Here is a 16,046-nt window from a genome sequence, read left to right as displayed (position 1 = left end):
GGGCATTCAACTTGCCCTGGTCAATGGAAGTGGCCCCTGGTTCAGGGAGTGCCGATCAGTTCCGCCGTACGTTCGGTGGACATCGTTGGAATGGGGAGAATGTTGCGCAGCAGGAAATGCGACAGCGCCGGGATCAGGATCAGCGCACCGAGCATGTTCCAGAGGAACATGAAGGTCAGCAGGATGCCCATGTCGGCCTGGAACTTGATCGGCGACCAGGCCCAGCACACCACGCCCGCCGCCAGGGTGATGCCGACCAGCCCCACCACCCGGCCGGTGAAGGACACCGCATTGCGGTAAGCCTGGGCCAATGGCAGGCCCTGGCGCTGGTAATGCAGCTGCACACTGAGCAAATACAAGGCGTAATCGACGCCGATCCCGACCCCCAGTGCGATCACTGGCAACGTCGCCACCTTCACGCCAATCCCCATGATCACCATCAACGCCTCGCACAGGATCGAGGTCAGCACCAGTGGCAACAGCGCCACCAGCGTGGCACGCCAGCTGCGGAAGGTGATCAGGCAGAACAGCGTCACCGCCGCATAAACGTAAAGCAGCATCGTGTGGTTGGCTTCACGCACCACGATGTTGGTGGCGGCTTCAATGCCGGCGGTGCCAGCGGCCAGCAGAAACTGGCGATCGGCCGTGCTGTTGTCCCTCGCGAACTTGTCCGCAATGGCCACTACGGCGTCCAGCGTCTGGGCTTTGTGGTCCTTGAGAAAGGCAATGACCGGCATCACCGAACAGTCGGTATTGAACAGTTCCGGTGCGTTGACCGAGGCTTGTTGTGCCGCGTAGTTCAGCACGTTCTGATTGCGCTGGATGCTGTTGAGCTTGGGGTTGCCTTCGAACGAACCGGCGGTGATCTGGCGCACGGCATTGACCAGCGATGAAGTCGCTTGCACGCCCGGATACTGCTGAAGTTCCCAGGCCAGACGGTCGGCCAGGATCAGTGTCTGGTAGTTGAGGCAGCCTTCGGGCGGCGTCTTGATCATCACCGCGAACAGGTCGCTGGACAGCGCATAGTGGCTGGTGATGTAGGCGTTATCACGGTTGTAACGCGAGTCCGCACGCAGCTCCGGGGCGCCACTGTCGAGGTCGCCGATTTGCAGGTGCTGGCTGACCATGAAGCCTGCGACGCCCAACGCCACGGCTCCGAGCACGATGCCCGTGGCCCACTTGCGCGTGGTGAAGCGGTCGAGAAAATCCCAGAGCTTGCCGAAGCCTCGGCTCTGCGCCGCGCGTGTGTCGATCTTCAGCGCCCGTTCAGCCGCCTTCGCCCCGACGCCGATGTACGACAGCGCCACCGGCATCAGCAACAGTGAGGTGAAGATCAACACGGCGACGCCGATGCTGGCGGTGATCGCCAGGTCCTGGATCACCGGAATGTCGATCAGCATCAACACCGCAAAGCCCACCGCATCGGCCAGCAAGGCAGTGACCCCCGCGATAAACAGGCGCCGGAAGGTGTACCGCGCCGCCACCAGTTTATGGGTGCCACGGGCGATGTCCTGCATGATCCCGTTCATCTTCTGTGCCGCGTGGGACACACCGATCGCGAAGATCAGGAACGGCACCAGCACCGAATACGGATCGATGGCATACCCCAGCCAGGCGACGATGCCCAGTTGCCAGACCACTGCGGTCAGCGAACAGACAATCACCAGCAGCGTGCTGCGCAGGCAACGGGTGTAGAGGTAAATGATGACGAACGAGGTGACCACCGCCAGGCCGAAAAACATCATCACCTGGATCAGGCCATCGATCAGGTCGCCGATCAGCTTGGCGAAACCGATCACACGGACCCTGTACTTGCCCTTGCCCTTGCCCTCCTCCCCGGCCTTGCGTGCCTGGCTGTCGCCGGCAAATTCGATCTTGTCACGCAGTTGCGTTTCGAGCCGCTGCGCGAAGGCGTAGTAATCGATGCCCTGACCGGTGGCCGAAGCCTTGTCCAGCAACGGCACAATCAACATGCTCGATTTGAAATCGCTGGCCACCAGGCTGCCGACGATGCCAGCGCGATTGATATTCTGGCGCAATTGGTCGATGTCTTCGGACGTGCCGCGGTATGCATCGGGCATCACCGGGCCACCCTGGAAGCCCTCCTCGGTCACCTCGTTCCAGCGCACCGCCGGGCTCCACAACGACTTCATCCAGGCCCGATCAACGCCTTCGGAGAGAAACAAGTCGTCGTTGACCTGTTTGAGTACGGCCAGGTAATCGGGGTCGAAGATATCGCCCTGGGTGTTCTCCACCACCACTCGCACCGAACTGCCCAGGCCACGCAACGATTTGCGGTTCTCCAGAAAATTCTGGATGTAGGGCTGGCTCTGCGGAATCATCTTCTCGAAGCTGGGGCGCAGCTCCAGGCGGGTGACCGCCATATAGCCCAACAGCAGCGTGACCAGCGTCATGCACAGCATGAACAGCGGACGGTAATTGAACACCCAGCGCTCCAGCCGGTTGCCCGAGCGCCGATCGAAGTCACGCAAGTGGCGGATCACCGGCATGGTGTCTTGCTTGAGGTTGCCCATGTCAGGGTACTCGCTCTAATGAGTCCAGTTCTTATTTGATGTTCAGTGCCCGGGCACCACGGCTGCCGACCAACACCAGCGTGCCGTCAGGGGTGCTGACGGCGCCGGCCGAAGGGGCCGGATTTTGCTGAGGTATTGACGTCAGTCGCGAATCGCCTGCGTCGACCAGCATTTGTCCTGCCTGGCTAAACAGCAGATATCGACCCTTGGCGTCCATCGTGGCAGCCGTGATGCTGACCTGCAGACCGGTGTTGAGCGGCGTCCAGCTGGACCCGCCATCAATGCTGCGAAACACATGCCCGCGCAGGCCGTAGACCAACACTTCGCCAGGCTTGCCGATCACCCCGAAAAAACTGCCCTGATAGGGCGAATCGAGCGCCACGAAACGCTGCGCGGATTCATCCCACTTGAGCAGTAGGCCTTGCTCGCCAACGATGTAGAGCGCGTCGCCTGTGGCGGCGATGGCATTGAGGTGCAAGCCTTGCGGGTTATCGGTGCGGTCCTGGAACGGTATCCAGTGCTGGCCGCCATCGTCGGTGCGCAGGATCAGGTTGAATGCACCCACCACGTAACCGGTTTTTTCATTGGCGAACCACACGTCGAGCAGCGGTTTGTCGGCGCCCTCTTCGATCAGGCGCTGGCCCTCCTCGACTCGGGTGGCCCATTGTTCATTGGCCGGTTCGGCACTGGCCAACGCCCCATAGTGCTTGACCAGCAATTCGCCGATCTGGCGACCGTCCAGTTGTTTGCGCCATGTCAGGCCGCCATCGCTGGAGTGCAGCACCACGCCGTCGTTGCCGACCGCCCAGCCTTGCGCCGCCACAGGAAAACTGACGGCATTCAGGTCGGCACTCACCGGCACGGCGGCCTGCTGCCAGTCTTTGCCGCCATTATCGGAATAGAGAATGTGGCCACGCTGTCCGACGGCGATCAGCCGCGCCCCTGCGCGAGTCACGCCCAGCAAGGGGCTGCGTACCGCCAAGACACTGGCCTTGGCTGGCAGGTCTAGCACGTCGATGTAACTGGCCGCCTGGGTAAAGCCGTGCAACAGGGCAAGGGTCAGGCCCAGCGCCAACTGCCGATACTTTTTGTACGAACACATACTGCGTCCTCATGAAAAAGCTGCGCCGGGAGCACATCGTGTGCAGCCCGGCGTTGAAACACGGCGCTTCAGCGAATGCCGGCCCCCGCCAGGGACTCCGGCGACCACTGCGCCTTGGACAGAGAGTCGATGTAACGGATGCCGCCGTAAGGGCCCACCACGCCGTTGATGTTGTAGGAGCCACCGACCAGGTCGTAGATCATGAACGGCGTGGAGTCCGGCACCTGCTTGTCATAGCTCTGGCTGAGGAACGCGAAGGAACCACGGTAGAGCTGACCACGGGCGTCGTATTGGTCGGAGGCCAGTGCGGCCCAGCTGTCTTCATCGAGGTAGAAGCGACGTTTCTGGTAGACGTGACGTGCGCCCGGCTTGAGGTTGCCCTCCACTACCCACACGCGGTGTTTCTCCCAGCGCACGAAGTCGGGCGACAGGTGATTGGGGGTGGTCAGGCTTTTCGGATCCTGGGCGTAGGTCAGTTTGTAGGTGTTGTACGGCACGATCATTTCTTGCTTGCCGACCAGCTTCCAGTCGTAGCGATCCAGTGCGCCGTTGAACACGAACACATCATCGTAAGTGCCCGCACCGGCGGTTCCCGGATTCGGCGTGTCGTAGGCCAGGTTCGGGGCCAGTTTGACGCGGCGCTGGCCGGGCAGGTATTGCCAGGCGCGGCGTGGCTGCGCCAGCGGGTTGGCGGCGTCCTTGAGCATGATCGACTCGCCAGCACGGCGCGCGGGGCCGGTGTAATACAGCTTCATCTGGTAGTACACGTCGGCGCTGCTGATGGGCTGCGCCATGTTTTCGTAGATCGGGTAGGTAATGAACGCCTGCCCCGTGGTGGCCAGGCTTGGCACACCGGCCGAGTCGACGTTCCAGGAGTCGTACTTGGAGTTGATGTTGACGCCCTGGTAACGCAGCAGGAAGTTCCACATCGCCTCGCTGCCCGATTGCGGAATCGGAAACGGCACGCCGGGCAAGACGTTGTCGATGGCCAATCCGCCTTCAAGGGATTTGGCGCCATTGGCGTTCTTCAGGCTGTTATCGAGCACCGCTTGCGGCAAGGCCACGGTGCGATGGGTCGGATAGACATCGACGCGGTAGCTGGGGAAACGCTTGGCCAGTTCTACCGTGGTAGCGCTGAGTAGGTTCTTGTACTGATCAACGTTTTTGCCATTGATGACCAGCAGCGGTTTTTCATTGGCAAAAGGGTCCGGGCGCATGCTGTCGCCCGCTTTGAAACCGGCCGGGGCCGTGGTCAGACCGCCAGCGTAGGCGGGAATGGAACCGTCGGCGTTGGCGGCTTTTTCGGCGCCGATCAGGGTCAGGCTGCTACCGAGTTTGGTCGCATCCTGCGCCGACACGGCGGCTTGAACATGAGCGACAGCGGCCAGGGCCAATGAAGCGGCGAGCAGAGTTTGCACGAATTTCATGGGATCAATCTCCTGCTTAGTGTTTAAGCATTGGGTGAATCAGAAGGTGGTTTTCAGCGTCAGGTACAGGGCGCCACGGTCTTCGGTGGTCGCACCGCCGCCCGAGAAGGCTGAATAGCCACCGGCGAAGCACGCGTAGTTTTCGTTACCGCTGAAGGCGTTCGGCGTGGAGCCGTCGCCACTGCCGGCGTTGGCCGCGCCGGTGCTGTTGCCACTGACGTTGCACTTGTCAGCCTTGCCGAAAGAGTCGACGTACTTGAGGTCGACGAAGTACTTGTTGTAGACCGCCGCACCGACGCCAAACGCATAGTTGCCGGTGTCTTTGGCGCCACCGCCCGAAACCGGTGAAACGCCGTCGAGGCCGACGTTCACGGACATCGGCATGCTCATGTCGACGCCAGGGAACACCTGGTACCAGGTCGGCGTGAAGTTGACCGCAATGCCCCAGTTGTCGCGGGTCGGTGCATCGACACCGCGGTAAGTGCTCTTGCCCTTGTAGAGCGCGGCGTTCTTGTCATCGAGCTTGAGCAGGTTGCTGTAATACAGCTCACCAAGCAGGACCGCCGAGTCGAACACCGGCGTCTTGGGCAGGGTCATCAGGCCGTTGAGCGTCCAGTGCAAGGTGTCGCCGGTGGCGCTCATGCTGTCGCCATCGTGCGGGGTGTCGTAGATGACGCCGGTGGCCGCCGTGCGCGGCGGCAGCAAGCCAAGGCCTTGACCGAGTCCCAATGGGCTGTTGGTGCTGACGATCGCCGGGATACTGGCCAATGGCATGTTGTGGCGGATGTTCAGGTCACTGCCGACGCTGACGCCGCCAATGTCCTTGGACAAACTCAGGCCGTAGATATCGATCTTGTCCGAATACGCCAATTGATAAGTGGCCGTGCTCAACGAGTTCAGGGTGTTGACGACCGCCGGCACCTGACCCGCTGGCGGCGTGCCGTTGGGGTTGGCCGAGCTCAGTCCACGGGCGTCGAGCCAGGCTTGCGGCAAGATGTCCGAGGTCTGGCGGTAGTAGACGCCGAGCGTGCCATCCAGCCACGCGGGCGACCACTTGGCCATGACGCCCCAATCGCCTGAATTGCGCGGGGTCAGGTCATCGCCACGGCGCACGTTGGTCAATGCATTGCACGGCGCCAGGCCGCACCCCAACGGGCTGCCGGGGGTGATGGAGTTGGTGTTGCCCAGCAGGAACGACTGCGCGCCGAAGCCCACCAGATCGGAACCGCCGTAATAAGTACCTGCTTCAGGCAGACGCGCGGCGTCCCAATCGAGGAAATACTGTGCACCGACGGTCAATTCGGGGTTGATGGTGAAGGTCATCGACACCTGGTTGCGCGGGACGAACAGTTCCTTGGCTTCGGTGCCGGGGGACGCTGCCAGTTTGGCCAGGTCCAGGCCGGACTGGCCGTAGCTGATCGAATGCACCGGGTTGAGGATGGTCTCACCCCAGAACACGTTGTGTTGCCCGGCCTTGATGCTGAACAGCGACTCCTCCCCCACTTCGGTGCTGTAGAACACGAAGGCATCGAGGATTTCCCCGGAAGGACCGGTGTAGTAACGCTGGGCGTAGTGGCTTAGATGCGGGCTGCCATTGCCGACATTGTCGCGTGTCACCGCCGCCAGGCGCGGGTCATTGGCGACCAGCCCGGAGGTATCGCCATTGCCGTTGACGAACGGGTTGGAATTGGAACCGGTGTTTTCATAGGCCTTGTCGTACCAGCTGGCGGCACTGACGCGGGCACCCATGTGGTCCTTGTAGACCACGTCCATTTCGGTCAGCAGGTCGACGCGGTTGGTGATGTTGGTGCCGGCCCTGCGAAAGTTGTAATCGCCGTCGTTGTTGTTCGGCGTCCCGAGCATGCGTTTGTCGGCGTTTTCGGTGCGCACCCCGTAGTTGTACTTGACGGTGTTATCAAAACGCACGGCCCAGTCAGGGTTGCCGGTGTCCAGCTCGACGGCGTGGGCGGCCGGCATGGATGCCGCCAGGATCGCCAGCGTCAGCAGACTGCGAGGTGAAGGAAGTGTGTGGCCGTGACTCTTATTGTTATGCATTACGGTGTCTCCGCCATGTTGTACTTGTTTTTAAGCGCAGCTTTCCTTGCACAGGCCCGGGTGAGAGGGCTTGCGTTGTGTTCACGCGTTAGAGCAATTGCCGGACGTGTGCCGACCGGCCAGGTGCCTGACTAGCGATCCAGTTCCAGAATGAGTGCCTCGGCTTGCGGCCAATGGCCAAAACCCGATGCAGGATTGAGGTGGCCGACCTCGCCGAGATTGACCACCTCGCTGCCCCAGTTGCGGGCCATGCAGGTAACGGCTTCGAGGCTGGCCAGGTGATCATTGCTGCTGGCCGCGAGGATGCTGCGAAAAGGCAGTGCGCCGGCAGGCAGTGGAGCCCAGCCATGGGTTTGAAGGGTTTCAGGGGATGGGTAACCCGCCGGCCAGGTGGCATCGAGGTCAGGCGGCGCGGCCAGCAGCGCGCCCTTGATCGGGGCGCTGTGCCGAGCCGTGCCATGTAGAGCAGCCCAGTGCGCGACCATCAGCACACCGGCGCTGTGGGCAACGAGAATCACCGGCCCGTCGATCTGCGCCAGCTCATGCTGGATCGCCCGGACGCGGGCCGCGCAGTCGAGCTTGTCGGTTTCCAGTGGCGGGACACTACGGACGTTGCTCAGCCGGGCTTCCAGCAGCGTTTGCCAGTGCTCGGCAACGTGGTCACGCAGACCCGGTACGATCAGAACGGTTGCGGCAGTTTGCAGTTTGTCCACTTCAACACCTTCGCCTTCACGATGACTCGACTGGCTGTTTCGCCAGAATCTTTTTGTTGGTCCGACATTAAAGAGCCCGCCACCGCTGCGCTTTTCATTTGACGACAGCGACTTTTCTTTTGATGACAGCGCCACGACCCCGGATTGACGGTCATGTGGAAGGCAAAAAGGCGGCTTCAAAAACTTTGCATTTCATGGTGTGCTGGCTATAGTCGCCCCGCTGATTTCCACCGGGACCACACCAGGGAAGACCTTCGCATGCCAAAGCTTGTTCGCGCCGCCGTCTTGACCAACTACCTGGAAGTGGCCCACTACCTGGGGCTCAACCCGCACGATTTACTGGCGAACGTCGGCCTGAGCAAGGCCCGACTGCAAGCCCCCGAGCAACGCATCCCGATCGATTCGGCCGTGCGTCTGCTGGAGGATTCAGCCGTCGCCACTGGCTGTCAGACCTTCGGCCTGAGCATGGCCGAGTCACGTCAGCTCTCGGACTTCGGGGTCGTCAGCCTGCTGCTTACCCACCAGCGAACGTTGCGCGATGCGTTGCAGGTGCTGGTGCATTACCGCCACCTCATGAACGATTCGCTGGCGATCTTCGTTGAGGAAGCCGGCAAGATGGTGATCATTCGCGAGGAAGTGGTGACCGAGTCGCCAATGCCCTGTCGCCAGGCAAACGAACTGGCCATCGGCGTGATGTTCCGGCTTTGCGCCGCCCTGCTCGGCGCGCACTGGCACCCCTACAGCGTCAACTTCACACACCAGCCTCCCGACAACCTGCAACTGCATCGTCGCCTGTTCGGCTGCAATCTGGAGTTCGGCAGCGAGTTCAATGGCATTGTCTGCCCCGATGCCAGCCTCGACATGACCAATCCGCATGCCGACCCGGCCATGGCGCGTTATGCCCAGCGCTATCTCGATTCGCTGCAGAACCACGATGGGCCGTCGATCCTGTTCGAAGTGCGCAAGGCCATTTACCTGCTGCTGCCGATGGGCCGAGCCACCATCGAACAGATTGCCCAGACCCAGGGCATGAACGTGCGCACCCTGCAACGTCGCCTGAAAGACGATGGCTGCGCCTTCAACGACCTGATCAATGAAGTGCGCCGTGACCTGGTGCTGCGTTATCTGGAGAACCCGAATTACTCGCTGGGCCGCATCGCCGACATGCTGGGCTATTCCATGGCGAGCTCGTTCACCCGCTGGTTCATCTCCCAGTTCGGCATGCCGCCGGCCACCTGGCGCAGCACGCAAAAGACCGACTCTACAAAACGCTGAACGTCTTTAGGAGCTGTTGATTGATCGTTCCCACGCTCCGCGTGGGAATGCCTCAAGGGACGCTCCGCGTCCAGTGACGCGGAGCGTCACGGGCTGCATTCCCACGCGGACGGTTCGACGCCTCGACGTGGGAACGATCTTCACGTAAAAAAAACGGCGACTGTTAGTACAGTCGCCGCAAAAGAACCGGTGCTTTTGACCCCGGTCGAGTGCCGCAGTCCGTCGGAGTGAACGCAATGCGGCGGCTGTGTTACATCCCCCAGCGCAGCAACAGCAGCACCAGAACAACCAGGAAGACGGTCTCCCCCACCATCAACAGAATGGGTTTGATGCCCACTGACGCCAGTTCCTTGAGCCGGGTTTTCATGCCCAGCGCACTGATGGACACCACCAGGCACCAGCGCGACAGTTCATTGACCGAACCCTGCACCACCGGGGCAATCCAGCCGGTGCTGTTGATACAGGCCAGTAGCAGAAAACCGACCGCGAACCACGGCAACAACGGCGGCCGTTTGCCTGTCGGGTCGGCGCCTTGCAGGCGGGTAATCATGGCAGCGCTGACGATCACCGGCAGCAGCATGGCCACGCGCATCAACTTCACCACCGTCGCCGTATCGCCCGTCTCGGTGGACATGCTGTAACCGGCGCCCACGACCTGGGCAACATCGTGGATGGTCGCCCCCAGAAACACACCAGCCACTTGAGGCGACAACGACAGCCAGTTGGCAATCATCGGATAGACGATCATTGCCAGGGTCGATAGCGCCGACACACCAATCACCGTGAACAGCGTGGCCCGCTCTTTCTGCGGATGATTGGGCAATGCAGCGGCCAGCGCCAACGCCGCTGAAGCACCACAAATCGCCGTGGCGCCACCGGTGAGCATGCCGAACAAACGTTGAAAGCCCAGCGCCTTGGCTGCGATCACCGAGACGCCAATGGTCACGACCACCAAAATCACCACCAGGGCTACCGGTTTCCAGCCCAGCGCGACCATCTGCTCCAAGGTAATGCGCATGCCCAACAACGCCACGCCGATGCGCAATACGCTGCGGGCAGTGAATTCGATGCCGGCCTTGCATGCGCCGTCCGCCGCCAGAAAGTTGAGCGCCATGCCCAGCAACAAGGCGAACAGCATCACTGGCGCACCGTAATGCTCGGACAAAAAGGAAGCGGCCGCCGCGACGATCAGGCTGACGATGAACCCAGGCGCCAATTCGCGCGTTCGACTGTGGATTCGGGTGAGAGCAATAGCGCTCATGGCGCGGACTCCTCGGGAGCGATGACGATAAAGGTGTGGCCGTCGACTACCTCGACCGGGTAGTTGGCGACCTTGAGTTTGTTGGAATTGAGCAAGTAGCCGCTGGCCAGATCGAAGCGCAATCCATGGGCGCAGCACTGAATCAGTCGTCCATCGAGGCGCCCGCCACAGAGCGAGGCGCCCTGGTGCGGGCAACTGTCGTCGATGGCGAACAACTGCCCGTCGACGTTGAACAACGCCAGACTTTTGTCTTCGAACTCGAACAGCGCACGGGCACCGACCTGCGGGTGTTTGCCGGCAGGGACGCGAATACGCCTGATCATGCCGGTTGCCGCTCGCGATCACTTTCCTTGAGCGCTTCGTTCATGGCCCCGAGCAGCGCCTGAGCGGGTTGTGCACCGACCACGGTCACGCGGCCGTCGAACCGAAAGCCCGGCACGCCACTGGTGGCGCCGGGAGATCCGTCAAAGGGCGTGCCGTCACCCTTCAGGCAATCGAGCACCCTGTCCGTATCGATGCCGCAGGAGTGGGCAATGGCGAGTAACGTCTCACGACAACCGAGGTTTTCGCCTTTGCGGAAATAAGCGGCGAACAGCCGTTCGAGCAACATTTCACGCTGAATGGCATTACCCAGCGCACTGGCACGCTCGAACAAACGATGGGCGTCAGCGGTGTTGGGCATCGTCGCGATGCGGCCGAGGTCAATGGCCAGTCCAACCTCACGGGCAGCCTGCTGTACCTGAGCCTGGCGCGTGGTTACCGCGTGGGCATTACCCAGACGCTTGCGATAGAAATCAGCGAAGGGTTCACCCTCTACCGGTAATTGGGGCAGTAGCTGCACCCCATGCCACGCGGTGGCGATCTGCACATCCGGATAGCGATTGCGAAACTGTACCTGCGCATGCTCCAGTTGGCGCTTGCCGATCAGGCACCAGGGGCAGATGAAATCGAAAAACACATCAATCTGTAAACGACGACTCACAACTTCACCTCACACGCCGCTGTGCCCGGCACGTCATTGACGCGCTCATCCCTCAATCGAGCGATGTCTTTGTGGTAATGGCACATGGCATAAAAGAACACGCCCGCCGCCAGCACGCTGACCAGGGGCACCATTTGGAAAGCGGCGTGCAGACCGATCACATCGGACACGCGACCGGTGATGAACGGCCCCGGCGCCAACCCCAACATGTTGTTGGCCAGGGTCAAGGTCGCGAACGCCGTGCCGTGCACCGAGTAATGGGTCAGGTTGGCAACCATTGCCCCGGCGGGACCGGTGGTGCCTGCCGCGATCAGCATGCCCAGGCAGATCAGTCCCAATTGCACGGGCCCGGCCGGCATGGCGAACGCCACCGACAACAGCATGCAACTGCCCAGGCAATAAGCGATGGCCAAGGCCACCTTGCGCTCCGGGGAATGGCGACACAGACGGTCACTGAGCATGCCGCACAGGATCATCCCCACCCCGCTGCACAACACGATGATTGCCGCCATGCCTCCGGCTTTGTCCGTGCCCATGTCGTAGTAACGATTCAGGTAACTGGGCATCCACACAATCACCGTGCCGCCGACGAACAACTGCAAGCCGCTGCCGACATAGGTGGCAATCACCGAGCGGGTGGAAAACAGCGTGCGCAACGGGTGCTTGACCTTGACCTCGACCTTGTTCATCGCATTGGTCGCACGCTGCGGCGCGATGCGCGCTTCTTTCACGATGATCGGGTAAAGCACTGCCAGCAGCAGACCGAACAGCGACATGCCGGCGAACGACCAGCGCCAGCCCAGCTTGGCCGCTATTGCACCGCCCAGCGCCATGCCCAGGACCGATCCGAACATGCCGCCCGCCATGAACGCACTGCTCAACGTTGCGCGCATGTGCTTGGGGAAGACCGAAATCACCACCGCGATGCCGACGCTGCCATACGCGGCCTCGCCGACGCCCACCATGAAACGGGCGATGAACATCTGCGGATAATCCTGCGCCAACGCGCAGCCCAGTGTGGCCAGACTCCACAGCAACGCCATCAACGCCAGGCTTTTGACCCGACCGAAGCGATCAGCCATCAACGACAGCGGAAACGTCAGCAGCCCGACCATCAACGCAACAATGCCGCTGAGCAAGCCGAGCTGGCCGTCGCTCAGGGCCCATTCGCCCTTGAGCATCGGGAACACCGCGTTCAGCACCTGGCGCGACATGTAATCGGAAATCAACAGGCCGAACGTCAGGGCGAAGACGATCCAGGCGTACGGCCGCGCAACGCCGACAGCAACGTCGTCATCGTCTGCAGCGATTGGGTGAAAGGCCATGAAGCCTCCTCGAAACGTTGTTTTTATTGTTATCGAGCGTTGTGCAATGCAACGAGCGGGAGGCCAGCTCCCGCCCGCGCTGCCGGTCAACCGCGTTGCGGAACACCTTTCTGCCCAGCCTTGCGGTTGGGGGCCATGCCATTGGCCAACAGGGTTGCTTCGATGCTCGGGTACTGCACGCCAATGCGGTAAATCTCACGGGCTTCTTTGCCGGTGGCGATCTCGCGACCCAATTCATGGGCGACGCGCACGGTTTGCTCGATCTGCTGCACCGAGCTGAACCGCTTACCCTTGTGATCAATGATAGTGTCTTCAATGCCCACACGCGGGTGCAGCCCCATGGCCAACGCCATGGTGTTGAATGGCAGCACGTTCTTGAGCAGCGATTCAGCGGTCAGCGTGCAGCCATCCGGCGCGCGATGGATGAAGTTGAAGAAGTTGAACGGGTTCGGGCCATCGAAGCCGCCACCGATGCCGATCCAGGTCAGGTTCAACGGGCCTTTGTAGACGCCTTTGCGCACCAGGCGCTCAAGGGTCTCCATGGCGTGCATGCCGGTCAGCTGGAAGTGCGGCTGAATGCCGTTGTCCATCAAGCGCTTGAGGTGCTCGGCAACCCAGGCCGGGCCGGCCGGCACGGTCATCTCGCTGTAGGCCGCCTGATAGGCCGGGTTGGCCAGGGACGTGCCTTCCAGGTATTCCGGGTAGAGCAATTCCATGATGTTCATTTGGGTGGTGTTGATCGCCACCGTGACCTGATCCGGCTTGGGCGTCAGCTCTGCCAGCATGTGGCGGGTATCGTCGGACAACCATTTGGCAGCTTCGCCATCGCTTTCCGGAGCGAAGGAAATCGAGCCACCGACCTGAATGATCATGTCCGGCACGGCTTCACGTACACCGGCGATCAACTCGTTGAACTTGGACAGGCGCTTGGAGCCTTTGCCATCCAGTTCACGTACGTGCAGGTGCAACACGGTGGCACCGGCCTCGTAGCAATCGACCGCCTTCTGCACTTGCTCATCCATGGTCAGCGGGATGTCTTCGGGGAAGTCTTCAGGCATCCATTCCGGGCCGTACGGGGCCACGGTGATGACCACCTTTTCCATGTTTTCCGGGTGCAGGGAATCGTCGAAGAATTGCATGAGTTACTCCTGTTTTTATGATTGTCCGCCCAGCCGGGATCGTGCCCGGTGGGCGCAGTGATGAGTGCGAATGCAGAGACGGTCGATCAGTAAGTCTTGTCGCCGATGATCCCGGCGCGTTCCATCTTGCGATGGCACGGCGGGTAATCCATGACGGCGTAATGTTGCGTGCTGCGGTTGTCCCAGATGGCGATGCTGTTGGGCTTCCAGCGCCAGCGCACTTGATACTCGGGGATGTACGCCTGGCTGATCAGGTAGCGCAGCAGCTCGCTGGCGCCGGGGTTGGCGTCCTGGCCGAAACGCACCCTGTCGGGGGTGTGGTAGTTGCTGAAGTGGGTGGTGAAGGCGTTGACGAACAGCACTTTCTCGCCGGTTTCCGGGTGGGTGCGCACCACCGGGTGTTCGGCATCCGGGTACAGGGCCTTGAGCGCCAGGCGTTTTTCCATCGGCATGGCCGCGCCGAAGCTGGCCTCGATGCTGTGCCGGGCACGCAGGTCGGCAATTTTTGTCTTCACATCGTCAGGCAACTGCTCGTAAGCCTCGACCATGTTCGCCCACATGGTGTCGCCCCCCACCGGCGGGCATTCCACGCAACGCAGCACACAACCCATGGGCGGCGCGTCGCGCCAGGTGGCGTCGGTGTGCCAGGCGTTTTCGTAGCGGTCCATCGGCTGGTCGGGCTTTTTGTAGATGCGCACCAGCCCCCGATGATCCGGGTCACTGCCGGCCACCGGGTGGTCCTCCAGTTCGCCGAAACGACGGGCGAACGCCACGTGCTCGGCACGGCTGAGGTCCTGGTCGCGCAAAAACACCACTCGATGCGTCAGCAGTTGGGCGCGGATCGCGGCAAAAAGACCGTCGTCATGGATGGCGTCGGCGAGGTTGACGCCGATCAGCTCCGCGCCGATGTTGCTGGTCAGTTGTTCGACTTTCATGGCAGCAGGCTCCCTTAAATGACGAAAATCGACGAGCCGGTGGTCTTGCGTGATTCCAGATCACGGTGCGCCTGTACGGCATCCTGCAAGGCGTAATGCTGGTTGATCTCGATCTTGATTCGACCGTTGCCGACGTGGTCGAACAGCTCACCTGCCAAGGCTGCTTTTTCCGCAGGGTCGGCGATGTAGTCGGCTAGCGCCGGACGTGTCAGAAACAGCGAGCCTTTCATTGCCAAAAGGACCGGGTCGAAGGCCGGAATCGGGCCGGAGGCGGTGCCGACGCACACCATCAGGCCACGGCGCTTGAGCGAGTCGAGCGAGCCCATGAAGGTGTTCTTGCCAACGCTGTCAAACACCACGTTGACGCCAACACCGTCAGTCAGTTCGCGAACGCGCCCGGCAACGTCCTCGTGGCTGTAGTTGATGACGTGGTCACAGCCATGCGCCTTGGCGATTTCAGCTTTGGCTTCGGTGGATACCGTGCCAATGACCGTCAGCCCCAGCAGCCTGGCCCACTGCGAAACGATCAGGCCGACGCCCCCGGCGGCAGCGTGCAGCAGGATAGTGTCGCCGGCCTTGAAGGCATGAATGCGTCGCATCAGGTAGGCCGAGGTCAGCCCGCGCATGGTCATGGCGGCAGCGGTCTCGAAGCTGATGGTTTCCGGCAGTTTGATCAATGCCGAGGCCGGGATCAGGCGTTCGGTGCTGTAGGCGCCCAGGGTGTTGAGAAAGCCGGTATAGGTGACGCGATCACCGACCTCAAACTGGGTCACGCCCTCGCCGACTGCCTGGACCACACCTGAGGCTTCGACGCCCATGCCGTTTGCCAGTGGGATCGGGTAGGTGCCATTGCGGAAGTAGGTGTCGGCGTAGTTCAGTCCGACAGCCACTTGGCGGAGACGAACTTGACCCGGGCCAGGTTCGCCGACCTCGATGTCTTCATAGCGCAGGACGTCGGGACCACCTGTTTCGTAGAAGCGTATGGCTTTGGCCATGCCTTTTATTCTCCAATCTGCATTTTTATTAGCGTAATGCGCCGATTTGCGTTGATTGGACTGTAGGCCGCGGGTTGATGACCCGCTTCTCATCAGACGACAATGACTTTTCATTTCATGACAAAGGGGGGGCTGCTTTCGGGCTGGTGCTTTTTGGGTTGGGTTGGGTTGGGTTGGGGTTCGGTACATATCCGTTTTTGCGGTAACGGCGGCTATTGGTTCCGCTCTTACAGCGGGTTACTTGGAAAAGCGCCAAGTAACCAAGCGCTTTTGCCCCTGACGTTCGGTGCCTCGCCTAGGCTC

At 61.4% G+C, this 16,046-nt stretch carries 13 protein-coding genes; 1 reads left to right on the top strand and 12 read right to left on the bottom strand.

The genetic code is table 11. From position 1 onward, the window contains the following. Positions 1-41: 41 nt before the first annotated feature. The 5 genes from QRN31_RS23525 to QRN31_RS23505 all read right to left on the bottom strand — a co-directional run bounded on the left by QRN31_RS23525 (position 42) and on the right by QRN31_RS23505 (position 7,831). Complete coding sequence (locus QRN31_RS23525; protein ID WP_285434850.1) at positions 42-2,534, bottom strand: efflux RND transporter permease subunit; 2,493 nt, start codon at positions 2,532-2,534, stop codon at positions 42-44. A 31-nt stretch (positions 2,535-2,565) separates the two neighbouring features. After that, positions 2,566-3,636, bottom strand: a complete 1,071-nt coding sequence (locus tag QRN31_RS23520; RefSeq protein WP_285434849.1) for a WD40/YVTN/BNR-like repeat-containing protein — start codon at positions 3,634-3,636, stop codon at positions 2,566-2,568. 68 nt (positions 3,637-3,704) lie between these two features. Further along, positions 3,705-5,063 carry a DUF1329 domain-containing protein gene (locus QRN31_RS23515; RefSeq protein ID WP_285434848.1) on the bottom strand — a complete coding sequence of 453 codons (1,359 nt, stop codon included), beginning with the start codon at positions 5,061-5,063 and terminating at the stop codon, positions 3,705-3,707. 39 nt (positions 5,064-5,102) lie between these two features. After that, positions 5,103-7,118, bottom strand: coding sequence for a DUF1302 domain-containing protein (locus QRN31_RS23510; protein WP_285434847.1), 2,016 nt, complete (start codon positions 7,116-7,118; stop codon positions 5,103-5,105). 131 nt (positions 7,119-7,249) lie between these two features. Continuing rightward, on the bottom strand, positions 7,250-7,831 hold the full coding sequence (locus QRN31_RS23505; RefSeq protein WP_285434845.1) for an RBBP9/YdeN family alpha/beta hydrolase: 582 nt from the start codon (positions 7,829-7,831) through the stop codon (positions 7,250-7,252). 258 nt (positions 7,832-8,089) lie between these two features. On the opposite strand from QRN31_RS23505, the gene QRN31_RS23500 reads away from it, so the two are divergent. Beyond that, positions 8,090-9,106 carry an AraC family transcriptional regulator gene (locus QRN31_RS23500; protein WP_285434844.1) on the top strand — a complete coding sequence of 339 codons (1,017 nt, stop codon included), beginning with the start codon at positions 8,090-8,092 and terminating at the stop codon, positions 9,104-9,106. Between the two features lie 250 nt (positions 9,107-9,356). Here QRN31_RS23500 and QRN31_RS23495 read toward each other — a convergent pair whose 3' ends face one another. The 7 genes from QRN31_RS23495 to QRN31_RS23465 all read right to left on the bottom strand — a co-directional run bounded on the left by QRN31_RS23495 (position 9,357) and on the right by QRN31_RS23465 (position 15,743). Continuing rightward, positions 9,357-10,367: a YeiH family protein gene (locus tag QRN31_RS23495; RefSeq protein ID WP_222586599.1), complete on the bottom strand. Its 1,011-nt coding sequence runs from the start codon at positions 10,365-10,367 to the stop codon at positions 9,357-9,359. Continuing rightward, positions 10,364-10,690, bottom strand: a complete 327-nt coding sequence (locus QRN31_RS23490) for a Rieske (2Fe-2S) protein (protein WP_285434842.1) — start codon at positions 10,688-10,690, stop codon at positions 10,364-10,366. Before QRN31_RS23490 ends, QRN31_RS23495 begins: the two co-directional genes overlap by 4 nt. Further along, positions 10,687-11,349 (bottom strand): DsbA family oxidoreductase, encoded by a 663-nt coding sequence (locus tag QRN31_RS23485; protein WP_285434840.1) that lies wholly within the window; start codon positions 11,347-11,349, stop codon positions 10,687-10,689. The genes QRN31_RS23490 and QRN31_RS23485 overlap by 4 nt, the downstream gene beginning before the upstream one ends. Next, positions 11,346-12,674, bottom strand: a complete 1,329-nt coding sequence (locus tag QRN31_RS23480; protein WP_285434838.1) for an MFS transporter — start codon at positions 12,672-12,674, stop codon at positions 11,346-11,348. The genes QRN31_RS23485 and QRN31_RS23480 overlap by 4 nt, the downstream gene beginning before the upstream one ends. An 86-nt stretch (positions 12,675-12,760) precedes the next feature. Then, on the bottom strand, positions 12,761-13,813 hold the full coding sequence (locus tag QRN31_RS23475) for a beta-keto acid cleavage family enzyme (protein WP_285434837.1): 1,053 nt from the start codon (positions 13,811-13,813) through the stop codon (positions 12,761-12,763). An 86-nt stretch (positions 13,814-13,899) separates the two neighbouring features. Further along, complete coding sequence (locus QRN31_RS23470) at positions 13,900-14,748, bottom strand: TauD/TfdA dioxygenase family protein (RefSeq protein WP_285434836.1); 849 nt, start codon at positions 14,746-14,748, stop codon at positions 13,900-13,902. A gap of 14 nt (positions 14,749-14,762) precedes the next feature. Beyond that, on the bottom strand, positions 14,763-15,743 hold the full coding sequence (locus QRN31_RS23465; protein ID WP_285434834.1) for a quinone oxidoreductase family protein: 981 nt from the start codon (positions 15,741-15,743) through the stop codon (positions 14,763-14,765). Positions 15,744-16,046: the final 303 nt, after the last annotated feature.

The organism is Pseudomonas sp. fls2-241-R2A-110 (assembly GCF_030209165.1).
Lineage (GTDB): Bacteria > Pseudomonadota > Gammaproteobacteria > Pseudomonadales > Pseudomonadaceae > Aquipseudomonas.
Note: the sequence above shows the minus strand (reverse complement) of the source record. Positions and strands in the feature narration are given on the sequence as shown.